At 55.1% G+C, this 17,897-nt stretch carries 13 protein-coding genes and 2 pseudogenes; 7 read left to right on the forward strand and 8 right to left on the reverse strand.

The window, feature by feature from the left end:
• Positions 1-1,364: benzoylformate decarboxylase (mdlC, locus tag AQS70_RS17090; RefSeq protein WP_055103943.1), on the reverse strand; the 1,364-nt coding region annotated here is incomplete at its 3' end.
• A gap of 756 nt (positions 1,365-2,120) precedes the next feature.
• Between mdlC and AQS70_RS17100 the strand changes: the two genes are divergently transcribed.
• Both AQS70_RS17100 and maiA read left to right on the forward strand, forming a co-directional pair.
• Positions 2,121-3,254 (forward strand): lactonase family protein, encoded by a 1,134-nt coding sequence (locus AQS70_RS17100; RefSeq protein WP_055103945.1) that lies wholly within the window; start codon positions 2,121-2,123, stop codon positions 3,252-3,254.
• 125 nt (positions 3,255-3,379) lie between these two features.
• Positions 3,380-4,048, forward strand: coding sequence for a maleylacetoacetate isomerase (maiA, locus tag AQS70_RS17105; protein WP_055103946.1), 669 nt, complete (start codon positions 3,380-3,382; stop codon positions 4,046-4,048).
• Positions 4,049-4,085: 37 nt separating this feature from the next.
• Here the strand turns inward: maiA and AQS70_RS17110 are convergent, their stop codons facing one another.
• Positions 4,086-5,030, reverse strand: coding sequence for a LysR family transcriptional regulator (locus tag AQS70_RS17110; RefSeq protein ID WP_055103947.1), 945 nt, complete (start codon positions 5,028-5,030; stop codon positions 4,086-4,088).
• A gap of 153 nt (positions 5,031-5,183) precedes the next feature.
• On the opposite strand from AQS70_RS17110, the gene AQS70_RS17115 reads away from it, so the two are divergent.
• From AQS70_RS17115 to AQS70_RS17125, 3 genes are read left to right on the forward strand one after another with little or no spacing between them, the layout of a single operon-like run.
• On the forward strand, positions 5,184-6,326 hold the full coding sequence (locus AQS70_RS17115; protein WP_055103948.1) for an iron-containing alcohol dehydrogenase: 1,143 nt from the start codon (positions 5,184-5,186) through the stop codon (positions 6,324-6,326).
• Positions 6,327-6,369: 43 nt separating this feature from the next.
• Positions 6,370-7,707: an MFS transporter gene (locus AQS70_RS17120; protein WP_055103949.1), complete on the forward strand. Its 1,338-nt coding sequence runs from the start codon at positions 6,370-6,372 to the stop codon at positions 7,705-7,707.
• Between the two features lie 21 nt (positions 7,708-7,728).
• On the forward strand, positions 7,729-9,318 hold the full coding sequence (locus AQS70_RS17125) for an aldehyde dehydrogenase (NADP(+)) (RefSeq protein ID WP_055103950.1): 1,590 nt from the start codon (positions 7,729-7,731) through the stop codon (positions 9,316-9,318).
• Positions 9,319-9,378: 60 nt separating this feature from the next.
• Here the strand turns inward: AQS70_RS17125 and AQS70_RS17130 are convergent, their stop codons facing one another.
• A complete protein-coding gene (locus AQS70_RS17130) occupies positions 9,379-9,951 on the reverse strand; it encodes a TetR/AcrR family transcriptional regulator (protein WP_055103951.1) in 573 nt (190 codons plus the stop codon).
• Between the two features lie 78 nt (positions 9,952-10,029).
• Between AQS70_RS17130 and AQS70_RS17135 the strand changes: the two are divergent.
• Together AQS70_RS17135 and AQS70_RS17140 are read left to right on the forward strand one after the other, a co-directional pair.
• Positions 10,030-10,623 (forward strand): annotated as a pseudogene (locus AQS70_RS17135) (alpha/beta fold hydrolase); the annotation flags it as partial.
• Between the two features lie 51 nt (positions 10,624-10,674).
• A pseudogene (locus tag AQS70_RS17140) lies at positions 10,675-11,054 on the forward strand (aldo/keto reductase); the annotation flags it as partial.
• Between the two features lie 71 nt (positions 11,055-11,125).
• Here the strand turns inward: AQS70_RS17140 and AQS70_RS17145 are convergent.
• The 5 genes from AQS70_RS17145 to gabT form a co-directional block, all read right to left on the reverse strand.
• Positions 11,126-11,725, reverse strand: coding sequence for a nucleotidyltransferase family protein (locus tag AQS70_RS17145; RefSeq protein ID WP_055103952.1), 600 nt, complete (start codon positions 11,723-11,725; stop codon positions 11,126-11,128).
• A 153-nt stretch (positions 11,726-11,878) separates the two neighbouring features.
• Entirely contained in the window at positions 11,879-13,231 is a 1,353-nt protein-coding gene (locus tag AQS70_RS17150; RefSeq protein WP_055103953.1) for an aminotransferase class III-fold pyridoxal phosphate-dependent enzyme, read from the reverse strand.
• Positions 13,232-13,321: 90 nt separating this feature from the next.
• Entirely contained in the window at positions 13,322-14,797 is a 1,476-nt protein-coding gene (locus tag AQS70_RS17155) for an NAD-dependent succinate-semialdehyde dehydrogenase (RefSeq protein WP_055103954.1), read from the reverse strand.
• 249 nt (positions 14,798-15,046) lie between these two features.
• Complete coding sequence (locus tag AQS70_RS17160; RefSeq protein WP_055103955.1) at positions 15,047-16,456, reverse strand: amino acid permease; 1,410 nt, start codon at positions 16,454-16,456, stop codon at positions 15,047-15,049.
• Positions 16,457-16,575: 119 nt separating this feature from the next.
• Positions 16,576-17,859 carry a 4-aminobutyrate--2-oxoglutarate transaminase gene (gene gabT / locus AQS70_RS17165; RefSeq protein WP_055103956.1) on the reverse strand — a complete coding sequence of 428 codons (1,284 nt, stop codon included), beginning with the start codon at positions 17,857-17,859 and terminating at the stop codon, positions 16,576-16,578.
• Positions 17,860-17,897: the final 38 nt, after the last annotated feature.

The raw sequence follows: 17,897 nt of genomic DNA on the forward strand, positions 1-17,897 counted from the left end.
ACCGCAGTCCACAAGCCTTGGATCGAATATTGGAAAGAGCCATCGCCAATAATCGCGGGCACCGGGCGATTGCGACCACTGTCGCGCTCGGCCAATGCAATACCGATACTCGCTGGAAGGTTCCAGCCTAGGCTGCCACTGGCAAAGGTGTAAAACGAATCGGGCTGCTCCACAGGCCAAGCGCTGTGCAGCTCGGCGAGATTAGAAGGCGATTCCTCAAGCAGGACAGTATTGGAGGGGGTTGCCGCGCGCAAAGCTTGAAACAGGCTGAGTGATGACAAAAGTCCATCCGCCCTTTCTGCTTGTTCATGGGCTGGTGGGTGCGCAGCTAAGCCATGTGCTTGGTGCTTAACTGTAGCGCTGCCAGCAGCGCGTGGCGTGACCTGTGCAAGTAAGGCTTCCAGCGATAGCACCGCATCGCCCAGTAAGCTATCGCCGACCGGTGCTCGCGCCGCTTCACTCGGGTCGTCGGTGATGTGCAAAAGGCGCAAGCCCGCCGGCAAGTAGTCGCCCGCAACATAGGGATAATAGCGAAACACCGGAGCCCCAATGACGATCGCAAGATCATGCCCGGCAAGCCTTTGCGACAAAGGTGCAATGGCAAAGGGTAAGCCTCCGGCATACAGCGGATGGGTTTCTGGAAACGGAGGCCGTTCTGAAGCGGGGGCGGCATAAACCGGCGCTTGTAACTGCTCAGCCAGCGCAATGGCTTGGGGCCAACCCTGGCCACGGGCGATGGCAGAACCATAAATCAGCGCCGGGTTACTTGCCTTTGATAATGCTTGAGCAAACTCGCTAAGACCTTCAGGGTCTGGAGCAATACGCGTGGATACCTTGCGTACAAGGGCTGGGCCCCTGGCAGGTTTGTCCCAATCATCTAAGGGGATTGATAAAAAAACCGGCCCAGCTGGCGGCTGTATAGCGATGGCGTAAGCGCGCATAAACGCAGCCGGTACATCTTCAGCGCAGACCGGCTCATAGCTCCACTTGACCCAAGGTTTAGGCAAAAGTGCAGGTTCAACGTTGGTCAGCCATGGCTCCATCAACAGCATGTCTCGAGTCTGGTTACCCGCGGTAATGATCAACGGCGTTCTATTTTGGTACGCGGTCAAAATGTTGCTCATGGCATTACTGAGTCCAGCACTGGTGTGCACGTTGACTATTGCCGGTCGGCGGTTGGCCTGCGCGAAACCATCGGCCGCACCGACAGCCGAGGCTTCGTGCAAGGTTTGGATGTAGCGAAAATCGTCTGGAAAATCCTTAAGGAATGTTTCTTCGGTGGAGCCTGGGTTGCCGAAAAGCGTCGTTAGGCCCAACTCTCGTAGCAGCTGATAGGTGACGTCGCGGACGGTTTTGCCTGTCATGAAAACTCCGATCATTCATATTGATGACATGTCGATACAGGACGCGTGAGCGGCTAAACAGGCCCTAGATTTCGCATGCATTCACCCACGGCCATGGCTGGATCGGCACGTGGGTCGGATCTGAGGCTAGGCAAAGAGGTACTTTTGAGCCTCCACAGCCGACGAACGGTGGTAGGACTGACCTACACCCTTTCTGGTTCAGGCCCCCTCTCCTCTACCTCGACTGTCGGAATGGTCTCGATAGCCCAACTGCTCACGATTTGACGCGCTGGGCTCGGCACTGCACACGCTTTGCGCCCTGTGAATACGCGGTTGAGTCGATCTTTATCAATTTGCCAGCCTTTGTACTCCAGGGCCTTCACCCTGCGCCTAAATAGAATCTGTAACGCATCCGACTTTAACGAAACCTCCTGCTGCCAAGGGCCCACACAAGCATCAGCTTTCACCTCGAATGCCTCAATCTCAGGATCACGCGATCCCAGCTAGCCTCCCAATTGAAGTGGCCAGAAACGAAACGCACGGCGGGGTTGTCAAACCAGTTTAGGACTGGGAGAGGTGGGCGTTCACTTTCTGGAAGGTCACCGAGAAAAGCCCAAATCCACCTATAACGTTCGAGCTTGGGATAGGCATCGACTCTAGCCTTCGCTGGAATCCGTATTCGCTGAGGTTCACCTAATGATTCATCTTCACGCTATTGATCTCGCCTCTGCGCAGTCATACGATGACTGATAACGAATATAACAATAAGGATTTCCTGTGAAACAAACGTCTCTGATTGCTGCGGCACTCACCCTCGGGCTAGGCATAAATGCGCATGCGGCGACCTTCGCCTACATCTCTAGTCCGGGCGATGGTTTGATATCCCAGTACCGACTCGATCAAAACAACGGAGCGTTGGACTTAGTTGAGCAGTACAACGCCGGGGATCAAGTTAACCCAATGGCCATTACGCCTGATGGCAAAGTGCTGTTTGCCGCACTGCGGGTCAAACCTTTTCAAGTCCAAGGCTTTAGCATTGACCCTAAAAGTGGGCACCTGACGCCACTGTCAAAAGCGCCTCTGGCCGAAAGCATGGCTTATCTGTCTACCGATCGCGAAGGGCGTTATCTGCTAGGTGCATCTTACGGCGCCGATACGCTTAGCGTTCAAGCCATCGACAGCGCTCATCAACCCTCCTCCGAAATATTGACCTATAAGACAGGTCTCCACGCGCACTCAGTGCGTACAGATCCGAGCAACCGTTTTGTCTACGCGGGTAATCTAGGCACAGATAAGGTGCTGCAATATCGCCTTGATCACAAAACGGGAGCGCTGACGCCCATTGGTAGCGGCTTTGTGAAAGTTACTGAAAATACCGGGCCTCGGCACTTGGCCTTTTCACCGGACGGCAAATACCTGTATGTGGTCGGTGAAATGAGCGGGACAGTGACGGCGTTTTCAATCAATGACAGCACTGGGGCTTTGACTGAGATTGGCGTTGCCAATGGCATACCTGAGCGGTTGAAACTGGCACACGGCGAAGTCAGGGATGCGCGCAACAATGACTTGAAGGACGATCCCACGCCGCGTATTTGGGCTGCAGATTTGAGGATTTCGCCGAACGGAAAATTGCTGCTCATGAGCGAGCGCACCAGCAGCAGCGTTTCTGCATTTGCCGTTGACCTGTCAACGGGTGAGCTGAAGTTCCTCGATAACTACCCCGTGCAAGAGCAGCAGCCGCGCAATATTGCCTTCTCCCCCGACGGCCAGTGGTTACTGGTCACGGGAGAGAAAAGCGACAAAGTTGGCACGTATGCGGTTAGCGATGACGGCGCTTTGAAACGTGTCGGCGAGGCTGCATCGGGCAAGGGTGCGTTATGGATTGAGGTGCTGCAAACCTCGGCCAATTAGGCCCAAATCAGTCATCGTCACAGGGATTAGTTCTGTGGATACTCTCGGGGGGCTGTTAAGCGGTCCTCTGAGGCCTCCTCGTATCTGCGTCCTTCGGTGATCTGTTAATAATTAAAGGTGCTTCCATGATTATCTTGCACAGCTTCTGGCTCTCACTGGCCACTTACCGCGTTCGTATTGCGCTCAACCTTAAAGGTGTTGCTTTCGAAGAGCGCACCCATGACCTCACACAAGGTCACCAGAACACAGCGGCGTTTCGTGCAGTCAACCCTGCAGGCGCCGTGCCTGCCCTAGAAGGTGCGACCCCTGAGCCTTTGACTCAAAGCTTGGCGATTTTGGAATGGCTGGAAGAAACCCACCCTACCCCTGCGCTGCTGCCCGCCGATGCCGCAGGCCGTGCCAAGGTGAGAGCTATGTTTCTGATCACCGCCGCCGACACGCACCCGTTAGTCGTGCCGAGGGTACGTGCACAACTGAAAAAGCGTTTCGGTGCCGACGATGATGCAGGCGTTGAATGGGCTGCCCATTGGTTCCGAGAGGGGCTGGCGGCATACGAAGCATTACTGCCCGATGGTGCTACCCGCTGTCATGGACAAACACTGAGCATTGCCGACTTGGCGCTTGCCAGCCATCTGATCGGGGCCAAACGTTTCAATGTATCGCTGGATGAGTACCCACGAGTAGCGCATGTGAGCGCGTCGATTATGCAGATACCCGAAATTGCAGCAGCGCATCCCGATCTACAAATTGATGCGCCGCAGATCCAAGAGACTGTGGGAACAGGTCCTTCCTGATATCACGATTGCTCCCTAATGGTCTAAGGCGGGTTCATCAAGCGGCTGGATCACCAAGGCCGCCCGGCCCCAGCAGTAACTGCGTTAGCTGTGTCATCGCCGGTGTTGCTTGGCTGCCTCGGCGTGTCACCAGTTCGTAAGGGTCGCTGACTGACTTCATCGAGTGAGGCAAGATTCGTATCCGATGATGCTGCGCGCATTGGTTCGCGACGTCTATCGAGACTAACGCCACAAAGTCGGGCCGGTTTTGCAGGAGCGATAACGTGGCCAAAATGGAAGTGGTTTCCACCAAGTGGAGCGGGAAGCGAATACCTGCATCGTGAAACTCCCGTTCCAGTTGCACCCGCATCGGCATGTTCGCTCGGTAAACGATCCAGCGGCTCGCCGCTAACTGTTCAAGGCTTAGTGTCTGCGCATCCTTGAGTGGGTGATCAATATTGCCGATCACGGCCAGCGTTTCATCTTGAACCCGCGCACTTGAGAACAGGTGTGGTGAATTACTCACGCAAGTTCGACATAGGGCCATGTCCAATCGACCGCTCTCGATCTGCGCCAATAACGATTGGCTGGTGTCTTCGATGATCTCGAACGACATCTCGGGCTGGATAACAGTGAGTTCAGAGATGGCCCGCATCAACAGCGGTACAGCGCCCATGATTGCGCCGACCGCGAGCCGCCCTCCAACACCTCTCAAGATGGCATCAAGGTCATGCCGAAGATTTGAGAGGTCCGTTTGCACCACGCGAGCGTAGCGGATTGCACAGTAGCCGGCGGCTGTAGGTTCCAAACCCCGATTGGTGCGTTTGAAGAGTGCCGTGCCAAACGTCGTTTCAATCTCTTGCAGCGCTTTGCTTGCACCCGGTTGAGTCAGGCCAACGTTGGTCGCGGCCCCAAGCAGTGAGCGATGCTCGTCCAGTTCAATCAGCAGGCGCAGGTGTCTGGCATGGAGTCTGGACATGATCGAATTGAGCGATGGCGTCACGGGTATTACTCCAGGCTATAGCTGTATGGATTGTTCTCAATACCACAGTGAACAATAGATTCCTATACTGGCCCGGCACAATGCCGCATCAGAAGCGGCAGATCGGCCTGAGATTGGCCCATAACAATAATGCCGATAGGCTTGAGGAGACCCATGTCCCTGATCAATTACATCACTCAAATTCAATTTGCTGCGGGCGCCATTGCGCTTCTACCTGCTGAATGTCAACGGGTTGGTATAACTAGACCTTTGATCGTGACTGACCGTGGCGTGCGTGCTGCCGGGATCATTGATAGGGCTCTGCGCACCTTCACCGATCCTGCTGTTGAACTGCCGATTTACGATGACACACCTTCCAACCCGAATGAGAAGGCCGTTCGTGAAGCCGTGGCCATGTTTCAGGCGTGCGAGTGCGACGGCATCATCGCCATCGGCGGTGGCTCGGCAATCGACTTGGCTAAAGGGGTTGCCGTGTGTGCCACCCATGAAGGCCCATTGAAAAGCTTTGCCGTCATTGAAGGGGGGTTGGCCCGCATCACGTCGGCAACCGCTCCGGTCATCGCGGTTCCAACGACTGCCGGGACGGGCAGCGAGGTGGGTCGTGGTGCAATCCTGATCTTGGATGACGGACGGAAAGTGGGGGTTATCTCGCCTTATGTCGTGCCTAAATCGGCCATTTGCGACCCTGAATTGACCTTTGGCCTGCCTCACGCATTAACCGCTGCGACCGGCATGGACGCTATCGCTCACTGCCTTGAGACCTTCATGGCTCCAGCGTTTAACCCGCCCGCTGACGGTATCGCCCTCGATGGCTTGTGGCGCGCCTGGCGCTTCATCGAAATCGCGACCCAAGATCCAAAGAATCTGGAAGGCCGCATCAACATGATGAGTGCCTCTTTACAAGGTGCGCTCGCGTTTCAGAAGGGTTTGGGCTGCGTGCACAGCCTCAGCCACTCATTAGGCGGCATCAACCCTCGCCTGCACCACGGCACGCTTAATGCGATTTTTCTTCCTGCGGTTATTGCGTTCAATCGCAAGGCGCAGACGGTCGTCAACGAACACAAAATGTCCCGAATCGCTCAAGCCATTGGCTTAGCGGACGAAAGCAAAATTGAAGAAGCCATTCGTAACATGACGCAGGCGTTAGGTCTGCCGACCGGTCTGCGTGAACTTGAAGTGACTGAGGACATGTTCGAGAAAATCATCCAAGGCGCTCTAGCTGATCACAGCCACCGCACTAACCCCCGTGAAGCAAGCGCTGAAGATTATCGTTGGATGCTTGAAGCCTCTATGTAAACAACGATCCATCTCGTCCCAACAATAATAAAAGTGAACCACCATGAATAATAAATATGCGCAAGCAGAGCTTGGTAGCACGCCTACTGAAGCCGTGAGTTCTAACCCTTACAAGAAGTACCAGGTCATTACCGTGAGCCTGCTGTTGGTGATTGGCATCATCAATTACGTCGACCGCAGTGCTTTGTCGATTGCCAATACTTCGATCCAGCGGGACATGGGCATCACGCCGTCAGAGATGGGCATTCTGTTATCGGCATTCTCCTTAGCTTACGCACTCGCTCAGTTGCCGCTGGGCGTGATAATTGACCGCCTGGGCAGCAAGATTTCGTTGGGTGCGGCACTGCTTGGCTGGTCGGTGGCGCAGACCGCTTCGGGTTTAATCAACAGCTTCTCGGCCTTTATCGGGTTACGGATTGTGCTGGGGATTGGTGAAGCGCCGATGTTCCCTTCAGCCGCCAAAGCGCTGTCGGAGTGGTTCGATGCCGAGAAGCGCGGCACACCCACAGGCATTGTGCTGTCGTCGACCTGTATAGGGCCGTGTATTGCGCCGCCGCTATTGACGCTGCTGATGATCACGTGGGGCTGGCGAGGCATGTTTATCGTCACCGGCGTGTTCGGGATTGTATTAGCGGCTTGCTGGTTCGCGTTTTACAAGAGCAAGGAGCGCTACTTGGCTGAGCTTCCGGCCCAAGAGCGGGAAAGACTGCTGGCCTCTCAACCACAGTCGGTTGCAACGCCTAAGCCAACCATCAAAGAGCAACTCAGCGCTTGGGCTGAGCTGTTCCGCCACAAAACCACGTGGGGCGCCGTGTTGGGTTTCATGGGTGTGATCTACATGCTGTGGTTGCACCTGACTTGGCTGCCGGGCTACTTCGAGCGTGAGCATGGCCTAACGCTCTATCAAACCGCTTGGGTCGTATCGCTTGCCTATGTCTTTGGCGCACTGGGGACCATTGTGGCGGGGCGCATTTGTGATCGTTTGGTTAAGAACGGTGTGTCGATATTGGGCAGTCGCAAGATCGTGGTGGTTTGCGCCCTGCTCTCGGCGGCCGCCTTCACCGTACCCCTGTCGTTTGGCAGCGGCATTGTGTTGAGTGTGATGTTGCTGTGCTGCGCCCTGTTCAGCGTGAACATGGCCAGCTCTACGGCCTGGATGATCGTTAACACCGTAGTGGACAACCGCCGAGTGGCCTCTTTTGGGTCTATCCAAAACTTTGGCGGATACCTCGCAGGCTCGGTTGCACCGATAGTTACAGGGTTCAGCATCCAGCAAACCGGCTCCTTTGCTTCTGCATTTTTGATCAGTGCCGTCGTGGCATCTGTGGCAGCAATGGCCTACGTACTGCTTCTCAAGCAGCCTATTTCTACTGACCAGTAATCAGCTTGGAGAACGAAGTTTATGCAACTCACGGGTGAACAATTAATTGGCTATCAGGTAATTCGCGGTAAAGGGCGTGAGCTTCTGGCGATCAATCCTGATAATCAACAGGCTATCAGTACACCGGTTTTCAATTGCGCGACCTCTGACCTTGTCGATCAAGCCTGCGAACTGGCAGAGCAAGCATTCGACCCGTTGCGTGCTACCGCTCCCGAAACCCGTGCTCGGTTTCTAGAAGCCATTGCTGACGGGATCCTTGAACTCGGATCGACCTTGATTGAGCGAGCACACATCGAGACTGGTCTGCCAGTCGCCCGACTGGAAGGTGAGCGCGGTCGAACGGCTAGCCAATTGCGACTGTTCGCCACAGTTCTGCGTCAAGGCCGCTGGCAAACCGCTACATTTGACACAGCGCTATCTGATCGCCAGCCGTTGCCACGGCCTGACTTACGCTTGTGCAAAATCCCGCTAGGTCCGGTTGTGGTCTTTGGTGCGAGCAACTTCCCTCTGGCGTTTTCCGTGGCTGGAGGAGACACCGCCTCTGCCTTGGCCGCCGGTTGCCCGGTGGTGGTCAAAGCTCACCGTGCGCACCTGGGAACTTCTGAGTTGGTCGGCCGTGTGATTCAAGAGGCAGCAAGGCGCTTGGAACTGCCTGAGGGCACATTCTCGCTGGTGGTGGGAGACGGCAGCGACGTCGGCCAACAATTGGTTTCTCACCCGGCGATCAAAGCGGTCGGTTTCACCGGTTCTCGCTCTGGCGGTCTGGCGCTGATGCGCACAGCTGCAGCGCGGCCTGAGCCGATCCCGGTTTACGCGGAGATGAGCAGTATCAACCCAGTATTCCTGCTACCGGGAGCACTGGCTCAACGAGCCAACGCCATTGCCACGTCCTTCGTTGACGCGTTGGTGATGGGCGCCGGCCAGTTCTGCACCAATCCCGGTGTGGTACTGGCGGTGGAAGGCCCTGATCTGGAAACTTTCTTGGCTCAAGCTGGAGCGTCCTTATCTGAGAAGGCAGCGCAGACCATGCTGACGCCCGGCATTCACTCTGCCTATGAAAAAGGCGTCAACAGAGTGGCGGCTGAAATCGGCATAGAGCCTGTGGCGTCAGGCAAGGCTCAGTCAGGTGGGAGCCAAGCGCAAGGGCATCTTTACCAGACCACTGCTGCGAGTTTATTAAGCAATTCTGGGCTATTGGAGGAAGTGTTCGGCCCTGCCGCCATAGTTATTCGCTGCCAATCCGTTGAAGACATGCTGGCATTTGCACGTTCTATTGAGGGTCAACTGACGGCGACGCTTCATATGGAAAACCAAGATCAGGCCATTGCTCAGGGTCTGGTTCAAGCGATGGAGAAAAAAGCCGGGCGTATTCTCGTCAATGGCTTCCCGACTGGGGTAGAGGTTTGCGACTCCATGGTGCATGGCGGCGCGTTCCCGGCGACCTCGGACAGCCGCACCACGTCAGTAGGGTCCACGGCTATTGAGCGTTTCTTGCGCCCAGTCTGCTATCAGAACTTCTCCGACGCCTTGCTCCCTGACGCGCTCAAGCAAGACAACCCACTCAATATTTGGCGCCAAATTGATGGGCAACCCACCGCGCCTAATCGCTAATCGTTAATGGCCTCTGGAGTCAAGGCGTCTGCCTTGGCTCCACGCCCTCGCCCTCAACGGTTACTCCGGCGCCAGCGTCGATAGCATCTCTGCGCGGCACACATCGAGTATTTCATCCGTTAAAGGAGAGTTATCCGGGCACGCCCGCGACAACACGACAGCACCAATGGCGTGAGCGAGTAAGTCGATCATTTTTACTCGAGCCTCTTGTGTCGTCACCTCCTGCTCGGCTGCGTACTTCTGTTGAAGTGCAGCAAGCATGTTCTCAACACCACTGGCAAAGGTCGCCTTCAACTCATCTGACTGGCGAGCAGCGTCACCGCACAAGGCCGCCATGGTGCAGCCCACTCCCCTGCCGTCTCGGTGCTCTCTGGATACATAGCGATTGACGAACCCAACAGGATCGAGATCGTCGGCACCGGCAATGGACTGTGCAAGGCTCTTTTCAGCAGCCTCAGCCATCAAGTCCGCCTTGGAACCGAAATGTTTGTAGAAGCCACCCTGAGTAAACCCAGCAGTGGCCATCAACTCCGCCACACCGACACCGTCGTAGCCACGCTCACGAAAAAGCTCTGAAGCCGTGTCCACAATATGAGCCCGGTTAGCGAGTGATTGCGTCTTGGTGATCTTCATTGCGCACTCCTAAACCACTTAAACAATGGGCTGACTATACTCTGATGTCGACCATAATCAAAATCGTTGACATGTTTGATTACGGACGACAGCATTGCTTTGATCCGCGCTCTGGGATTCGAAAAGGTCGACTTGCTAGGCTTTTCGCTGGGTGGGTTTGTGGCTCAGGACATCGCATTAAAAGCTCCCGCGTTGCTACGCAAACTAATCCTGACGGGCACCGGGCCTGCGGGCGGTAAAGGGATCGACAAGGTGTGGTCGGTGTCGTGGCCGTTAATGCTTAAAGGGCTTGTGACCTTACGCGACCCTAAGTCGTACCTTTTCTTCACGGCATCGGCCAACGGTCAACACGCGGCTAAAGATTTTTTGAAGCGGCTCAAAGCACGCAAACACAGTCGTGATAAAGGCCCTACTCCCTCAGCGTTCTTGCAACAACTCAAAGCAATCACTGCATGGGGACGCCAACCGCCTCAAGATCTGACCTCACTGCACATCCCCACCCTGATTGCCAACGGTGACAGCGACATCATGGTGCCCACTGTGAACTCGTCTGAATTGGCACGGCGTATCCCTAACGCGCAGTTGATCATTTGTCAGGATGCCGGGCATGGAGGGATTTTCCAGTATCACACCGACTTTGTGGCCAAAATGTTGGCATTCGTCGACACCTGAATACCCCTCACAACGTTCTTCGATAATCACCCCGCACGCTTGGAGATAGACATGAACTACAAAACGTTTGGCAACACCGGACTTAGCGTTTCCGAACTCGCGTTAGGCACCGGAACTTTCGGTACTCGCTGGGGTTACGGCGCAGACCCGGAAGCCAGTAAAGCGATTTTCAACGCTTATGCGCAAGACGGAGGTAACTTCATCGACACAGCGGACGTGTATCAATTTGGGCAGTCCGAAGCGTTGCTTGGGGGCGGCGCGACGATTTTGTACTGGCGACAAAGTTCAGTAATGGCGCCGCAGCCAACTCTAATCGGCTCGCCACAGGCAACAACCGCCGGGCGTTAGTCACGTCGGTAGAAGCCAGCCTCAAACGCCTTAAAACAGATCGCATCGACATTTACTGGGCGCATCACCCAGACGGCGCAACGCACACTTATTCTGGACACGGTATGGATCACTCAAAAGATCCACTGTTAGCTTATTTCATGGGGCCATTCGCTTAAACACGGGCATCAAGCAACGCCTGTGGCGTGTCGACGTCACCGATTAAGCCGACATCATCCAACTCGATAATCTGTTGTGACTCGGGGTGCCTGTTGATGACCTCACGCCCGCCGCTATCGCCCTTGATCTGAGCCAGTTCGGACCAAAAGTCGCGCCCGAATATGACCGGATGGCCACGTTGGCCGGCGTAAAACGGCAGGACAATACGTGTCTCGCTAACCTCTTTCAGTAAATGGCGTAACGTCGTTTCGCGAAGCCAAGGCATGTCACCCAAAAAAACCGCTACAGCAGCGGCATTCGAGTATTTCAGCAACCATTCAATGCCACACGCCAGGCTGTGCCCCATGCCCAGCTCCGCCTGCTGGCAGTGTATCGGTGCACTCTTGTCCGGCAGGTTTAGCCTGTCAGCGTTATCGTCTGCGCGCAGCACCACGAACACGTCACTTAGCACCGCGCAAGGTACTGTCAGCGTCGCCGGTAAAAGCTGCTGGTCATCGCTCAAGTACGCTTGGCGTTTATCACTTCCAAAGCGTTTACTCACACCCGCCGCAAGCACCAGCCCTGCAACCGAATCAATCAAAGAGTCCTCAGCCATCGCCTGCCCCTTAACCGTTATAAAAACCTTCTACGGTCGCGTAACGTGCCATCTTTTACGTTGCAAGGTCAAAAGAGCGAGGTCATTGCGTGTCTATCGAGTAGAACGCAATGACCCCATTAGGACTCAAGTCATCAGAAGCGATCTAACGGCTTAGCCCCCGCGTGACCCCGTAACCTTGTCGATAGAAAGCGTGAGGATATCAATCAGGTTATCGACGTCAGCGTGTGTGTAATTCAGCGATGGCGCAAACCCGAGGATATCGTCAGCAAAGGCCCGGAAGACTAAGCCTTCGGCGAACGCGTGAGCCAGGATTTTTTGCCCAAGTTTTAATGAGGGGTCCGGCTTGGCTTTTGTCTGCTTATCCGTCACCAGCTCAACGCCTGCCAACATGCCCTGCCCCCGAACTTGGCCCACAAGGTCCAAACGCTCCAAGCTGCGAAGTCTTGTTTGGAAGTACTCGCCCACTTCGATGCCATTTTTTAACAGGCTGGTTTCATACAGATCCAAGGTCGCGTTGGCGATGGCAGCGCTGACGGGGTGACCGGCGTACGTCTGACCGTGACCAAACGGGATACCTCCAGCCCCAGCCTCTGCAATCGCGGCATAGATGTTCTGGCTAATAATCGTTGCGCTCATCGGTGCGTAACCTGAGGTCAGACCCTTTGCAAGGATCATAAGATCAGGGCTGACACCTTCGTGCTCGCAGGCGAACATCGGACCTGTGCGACCAAACCCTGTAATCACCTCATCGACGATCAGCAGGATGCCCAGCTTGTCGCATGTCTCTCGCATTGCTTTTAGGTAGCCTGCCGGCGGAACAATCACGCCCCCCGAACCAATGATAGGTTCACAAATGAAGGCCGCGACATTTTGCGCGCCGATTTCTAGCACTTTGCTTTCAAGCGCGGCCACGGTGGCCTGTAGAACAGAAGCCTCGTCTGGGCCTGCGCCGTGGCGATAAGGATACGGCGCCTCAATGTGGTGCTGGGTGGACGTAGGCACATCAAAGTAGCGGTGAAATACGCCAAGCGCCGTCAGCCCACTGCCCACAGCGGATGAGCCGTGATAGCCACGCTGTACGGCAATAAAATGTTTTTTCTCGGGGCGACCGATAGCGTTGAAGTAATAGCTCACCGTACGGATTGCGGTGTCGACCGCATCAGACCCTCCTTGCCCAAAAATCACGTGATTCAAGCCTGGAGGGGCTAATTTTGCTAAACGAGAGGCCAACTCGATAGCCGGTTCACTGCCAAAACCAAAGTACCCGGTGGCATAAGGCAGAGTTTCGAGTTGCTTTCTGGCTGCCTCAACGAGGGTTGGCTGCCCATAGCCCGCGTTTACACACCATAAACCTGAAAAGGCATCCTGAACCCGACGCCCGTTGACATCCACCAAATGGATTCTGTCTGCACTTTTCCAGGCACAGACACCTTTCGCTTGGTGATCCAGCAAAGCGGTAACCGGGTGAACCCAGTGCTGATCTTTTTCTTGTAAGTTGTTCATATGACCTCTAAATCCAATGGCATAGTCGATCGGTTCTGCACCCTTGATTTAAAGGGCGCAGAGCGCACTTAACTGACGAGAATGAAAGGCTTAATCGAGCCCACCTTGGCAGACATATTTGATGTGCATGTATTCGTCTAAACCATGCACTGAGCCCTCTCGGCCATAGCCAGAGTCTTTAACACCGCCAAATGGAGCGGCTTCGGCGGCCAAAGCGCCTTCGTTGACACCTACGATGCCGCACTCCAATGCATCAACCACGCGATGAACGCGGCGCATATCGTTGGTGTAGAAGTAAGAGGCCAGACCGAATGGCGAATCATTGGCCATTTCTATCACCTGCTCTTCAGTGTCGAACGGCGTGATGGGCGCGATGGGACCGAATGTTTCTTCGTGCAAGCACTGAGAGGAGCGGTCTACATCAGCCAAAACGGTTGGCGCATAGTAGGTAGACTCGGCGCGCTGGTCGGTAAAGAGACGTTGACCACCGGTTAACACCCGTGCCCCGCGCTTCACGGCGTCACTGACGTGTTCTTCAATCTTGGCAATGGCCTTGGCGTTAATCATGGGGCCAATTTGCGAGGCAGGATCACTGGCGGGGCCTACCACCAAGGCGGCAACACGTGCCGTTAACTTCTCTAAGAACGTGCCATAGACCTTTGACTGAACATAAATGCGATTAGGGCAGACACAGGTTTGCCCGCCGTTGCGGAACTTCGCCACCATCAAGCCTTCAACCGCGGCCTCTAGATCGGCATCATCGAACACAATAAACGGTGCATTTCCACCCAGCTCTAACGCCAGTTTTTTCAGGGTTCGAGAGGACTCATGGGCCAAGTGTTTGCCCACAGGGGTCGAGCCGGTGAAGGTGATTTTGCGTACCCGTGCATCCTCAAGCCACACGTCAGCCACCACTTTGGAGGACGCGGTGATCACGATGTTTAAGACCCCCGCCGGAACGCCCGCCTCCTCGGCAAGCTTTACCAATGCCAGCGCTGTGAGCGGGGTTTCTGCCGCGGGTTTACACACCACCGTGCAACCGGCTGCCAGCGCGGGTGCGATTTTTCTAGCGATCATCGCCGCCGGAAAGTTCCACGGGGTAATCGCGGCAACAATTCCAACCGGCTCTTTATAAGCCGACATCTTACGGCCACGCACCGGCGCAGGAATGATGTCGCCGTTGGCACGCGTCGCCTCCTCGGCAAACCACTCGACATAGCTGGCGGCGTAAGCAATTTCACCAATGGCTTCAGCGAGTGGTTTTCCTTGCTCAGACGAGATGATTTTGCCCAAGTCCTCAGCGTTGGCCATGATCAGGTCGTTCCAGCGTTTTATAATCGTAGCGCGCTGTTTGGCCGGTGTTGCGCGCCACGTTACAAATGCTTGGGCGGCAGCCTCAACGGCGGCTTTGGCCTCTGTTTCATCGCTGTTAGGCACCTGCGCTACGGGTACGCCAGTGGCAGGATTATTCACCGGGAACGTCGCACCCGATTGCGCATTCTGCCAAGCACCAGAAATGAAATTCTGTGTCGCCATCAACTCTTTACGTTGCAATTCAAAGCTCATAAATCCCCCAAGGTTTCGCCCGGACGCCAGCTTCACACATCGCTGTTTCATCCCTTTGTCAGGGTTAAATCCTATGCAACGTCCCCGCCGCTAACCACCTAGTTAAAGCAGGATAAAGGGCACTTCATTCAGTACTTTGAGTAGCAATAAGGCGATGAATTGGCCGCAGCTTGCGGGTTAATCATCGGCCATTAAAAAGCCGGTTGAGCATTGCTGCTCAACCGGCCACCTTGGGTGCGAGTTAACTCATCAAGTACGCCGGGCGCAGCGCGCTTGATGGATCATGCCCATCACGGCCAAGGCCACCCCCGCTCCCCCCGTAGAAATCACCAACACTTGATAGTCCGGCATAAAGCACATGGTGGTGAGACAGATCACGATAAAAACAATGACGATCCACGTTAGCCATGGGTAAAGCCACATTTTGAGCGGGATTTCGCTACCTGCCAGGTCAAGCTTGCGGCGCATCTTTAGTTGAGAGCAGGCAATCACCAAGTAGACCAGCAGCGCAATGGTGCCGGTCATGTTCATCAGCGTGTCCAGCACGTCTTTAGGACGTAGTGCTTCACTGAAATTGATCAGCGCCAGCACAATGGCCACGGCACACGAACCCACAATGGCGAATACAGGGATGCCCGTTTGCGGCTTGATGGTCTTGAAAATCGAAGGCGCATCACCCCGCGTCGCCAGCGAGAACAGCATCCGTGATGCGGTGTAGTGAGCTGAGATCAAGCAGCTGCTGACCGAGGTAAGCACCACAAAGTTCATCAACAGCTCAGCCCCGGGCACGCCCAGCAACTCAAGGGTACGACGATAAGAGCCGTAACCGGATACACCCAACATAGGGTCGTTCCACGGCACCAGACAGACGATGAGGAAGATTGAACCGACGTAAAACAGCCCGACTCTCCAAACCACAGATTTGGTGGTTTTGATGATTTGCTGAGAAGGGTTTTTCGATTCAGAAGCGGCGATGGTGGCGATTTCTGCTCCGAGGAAGGCGAACATCACACCGAGCATTGCCCCCACGACCGGCTCGATACCGTTAGGTATGAACCCGTGCGCCGTCAGATTGCTGATGCCATGCACTGTCCCCCCTGTCCAAATGTTGGTGACCGCCAAGCAACAAATCACCAAGAAGCAGACGATAGCGACCACTTTAATCAAGGCAAACCAAAACTCGAACTCGCCATAATTCTTCACGTTGAAGAAGTTGATGCTGATAAGCACCAAGGTCACCGCGAGGACGTACACGTTGACGCTGAACATGGGGAACCAACCGTTCAGGATTTTACCGGCAACATACGCCTCCCAAGCCATCAGACTGACCCAATACCCCCAGTACAACCAGCCAATGGTGAACCCTGCCCAACGGCCAATGGCCCGGTCGGCGTAGGTTGAAAAAGACCCGGTATCGGGCGAAGAGGTGGCCATCTCGCCGAGCATTCGCATGATCAGCATCATCAAGATGCCGCCAGTCAAGAATGCCAATATGGCCGCAGGCCCAGCACTGTGAATAACGCTGCCTGACCCGACAAACAAAGATCCGCCAATTACCCCGGCAATCGACATCATGGTCAGATGTCGGGATTTCAACCCAGCCTTAAGGCTTGGGGTTGCCCCTGTATCACTGCTTAGACTCGTGCTTGTCGTGTCCATCTTTTTAACTCTCTCATTATTTTAATAAGTGCAGAGTCACTCACACGCTCTGGTCATCAACGTGTCCACTCCCCTCGTTAGAGAGGAGCGTTGTGCGGCTTTGCTGGTGATGGCGAGGGTTAAGCGTTAGCCGCAATTAGAGCGCGCTCAAACATGTCCAGCGCTTGCGCTACATCCTGCTCACTGATCACCAGTGGGCAGATAAAGCGCACGACGTTGCGGTATACGCCACATTTGATAACTAACAAACCTTCTTCGCGAGCCGCATCAATCACGCGCTGCGCCATCGCTGCATCCGGCGCTTTAGTCGCGCGACTTGAGACAAACTCAACCGCGGCCATTGCGCCGATAGCACGCACGTGGCCAATACTGTTGAAGCGATCTTGCAGGGAGGTAAAGCCTGTCAACAGCTGAGCGCCGATGGCGCGACTGCGCTCGTTCAGTTGTTCTGACTCAAAGATCTTGATGACTTCCAATGCCGCCGCGCAACCCAGCGGATTACCACCATAAGTACCGCCCAAACCACCCGGCTGGGGAGCATCCATGATCTCGGCACGCCCGACCACCCCCGAAATCGGCAGCCCGCCAGCCAAGCTTTTGGCAACCGTGACCAAGTCAGGCTTAATGTCTGAGTGTTCAAAACCAAACATCTTGCCGGTGCGCCCAAAGCCCGTCTGAATTTCATCGCAGATCAAAACGATGCCCCGTTCCTGGGTTATTTTGCGCAGTGCACGCATGAATTCCACCGGCGCGGCAATGAAACCGCCATCACCTTGGACAGGTTCGATGATGATGGCCGCTACGCGATCTGCGGCGATCTGGGTATCAAATACCTCTTGCAATGCTGCCAATGCTTTCTCTGTGGTAATGCCACGGTATTCGTTGGGGTAAAGCGTGTGATAAATGTCCGGCGCATAGGGGCCGAAGTTCTGCCGGTACGGCTGGCTCATGCCAGTCAATGTCATGCCCATCAACGTCCGCCCGTGGAACCCGCCGCGAAACGCAATCACTCCAGGGCGATTGGTGTAACCACGGGCAATCTTAACGGCGTTCTCTACCGCCTCTGCTCCCGTGGTTAAAAACACAGACTTGTAATGCTCGGTGCCGCCCACCAACGTGTTCAGTTGCGCGGCAAGGTCGGTGTATTGGTCGTAAGCGGCCACTTGAAAGCAGATGTGTGAGAAGGTTTCTAACTGTTTACGAACGGCTTCGACCACCCGTGGATGGTTGTGACCAACGTTCAGGACGCCAATCCCGGCCACGAAGTCCAAATATTTTTTACCTTGGTCATCCCACAGATAAGCCCCAGCTGCTCGGCTAACGGTTATTGGGTGAGCCACTGCTACCCCATTGGAGATGTGCTGGGATCGGGGCGATACAGACAGTTTTTGTTGAGAAGACATGGCATCCACCTTTATGTGTCAGTGTGCCAATGCTAACC

The organism is Pseudomonas endophytica (assembly GCF_001411475.1).
GTDB lineage: Bacteria > Pseudomonadota > Gammaproteobacteria > Pseudomonadales > Pseudomonadaceae > Aquipseudomonas > Aquipseudomonas endophytica.

What these genes read in the sequence shown, in the direction of transcription:
- maiA (WP_055103946.1), top strand. Translation starts at nt 3,380, where the DNA reads ATGATTATCTTGCACAGCTTCTGGCTCTCACTGGCCACTTACCGCGTT.
- AQS70_RS17115 (WP_055103948.1), top strand. Translation starts at nt 5,184, where the DNA reads ATGTCCCTGATCAATTACATCACTCAAATTCAATTTGCTGCGGGCGCC.
- AQS70_RS17120 (WP_055103949.1), top strand. Translation starts at nt 6,370, where the DNA reads ATGAATAATAAATATGCGCAAGCAGAGCTTGGTAGCACGCCTACTGAA.
- AQS70_RS17125 (WP_055103950.1), top strand. Translation starts at nt 7,729, where the DNA reads ATGCAACTCACGGGTGAACAATTAATTGGCTATCAGGTAATTCGCGGT.
- AQS70_RS17130 (WP_055103951.1), bottom strand. Translation starts at nt 9,951, where the DNA reads ATGAAGATCACCAAGACGCAATCACTCGCTAACCGGGCTCATATTGTG.
- AQS70_RS17145 (WP_055103952.1), bottom strand. Translation starts at nt 11,725, where the DNA reads ATGGCTGAGGACTCTTTGATTGATTCGGTTGCAGGGCTGGTGCTTGCG.
- AQS70_RS17150 (WP_055103953.1), bottom strand. Translation starts at nt 13,231, where the DNA reads ATGAACAACTTACAAGAAAAAGATCAGCACTGGGTTCACCCGGTTACC.
- AQS70_RS17155 (WP_055103954.1), bottom strand. Translation starts at nt 14,797, where the DNA reads ATGAGCTTTGAATTGCAACGTAAAGAGTTGATGGCGACACAGAATTTC.
- AQS70_RS17160 (WP_055103955.1), bottom strand. Translation starts at nt 16,456, where the DNA reads ATGGACACGACAAGCACGAGTCTAAGCAGTGATACAGGGGCAACCCCA.
- gabT (WP_055103956.1), bottom strand. Translation starts at nt 17,859, where the DNA reads ATGTCTTCTCAACAAAAACTGTCTGTATCGCCCCGATCCCAGCACATC.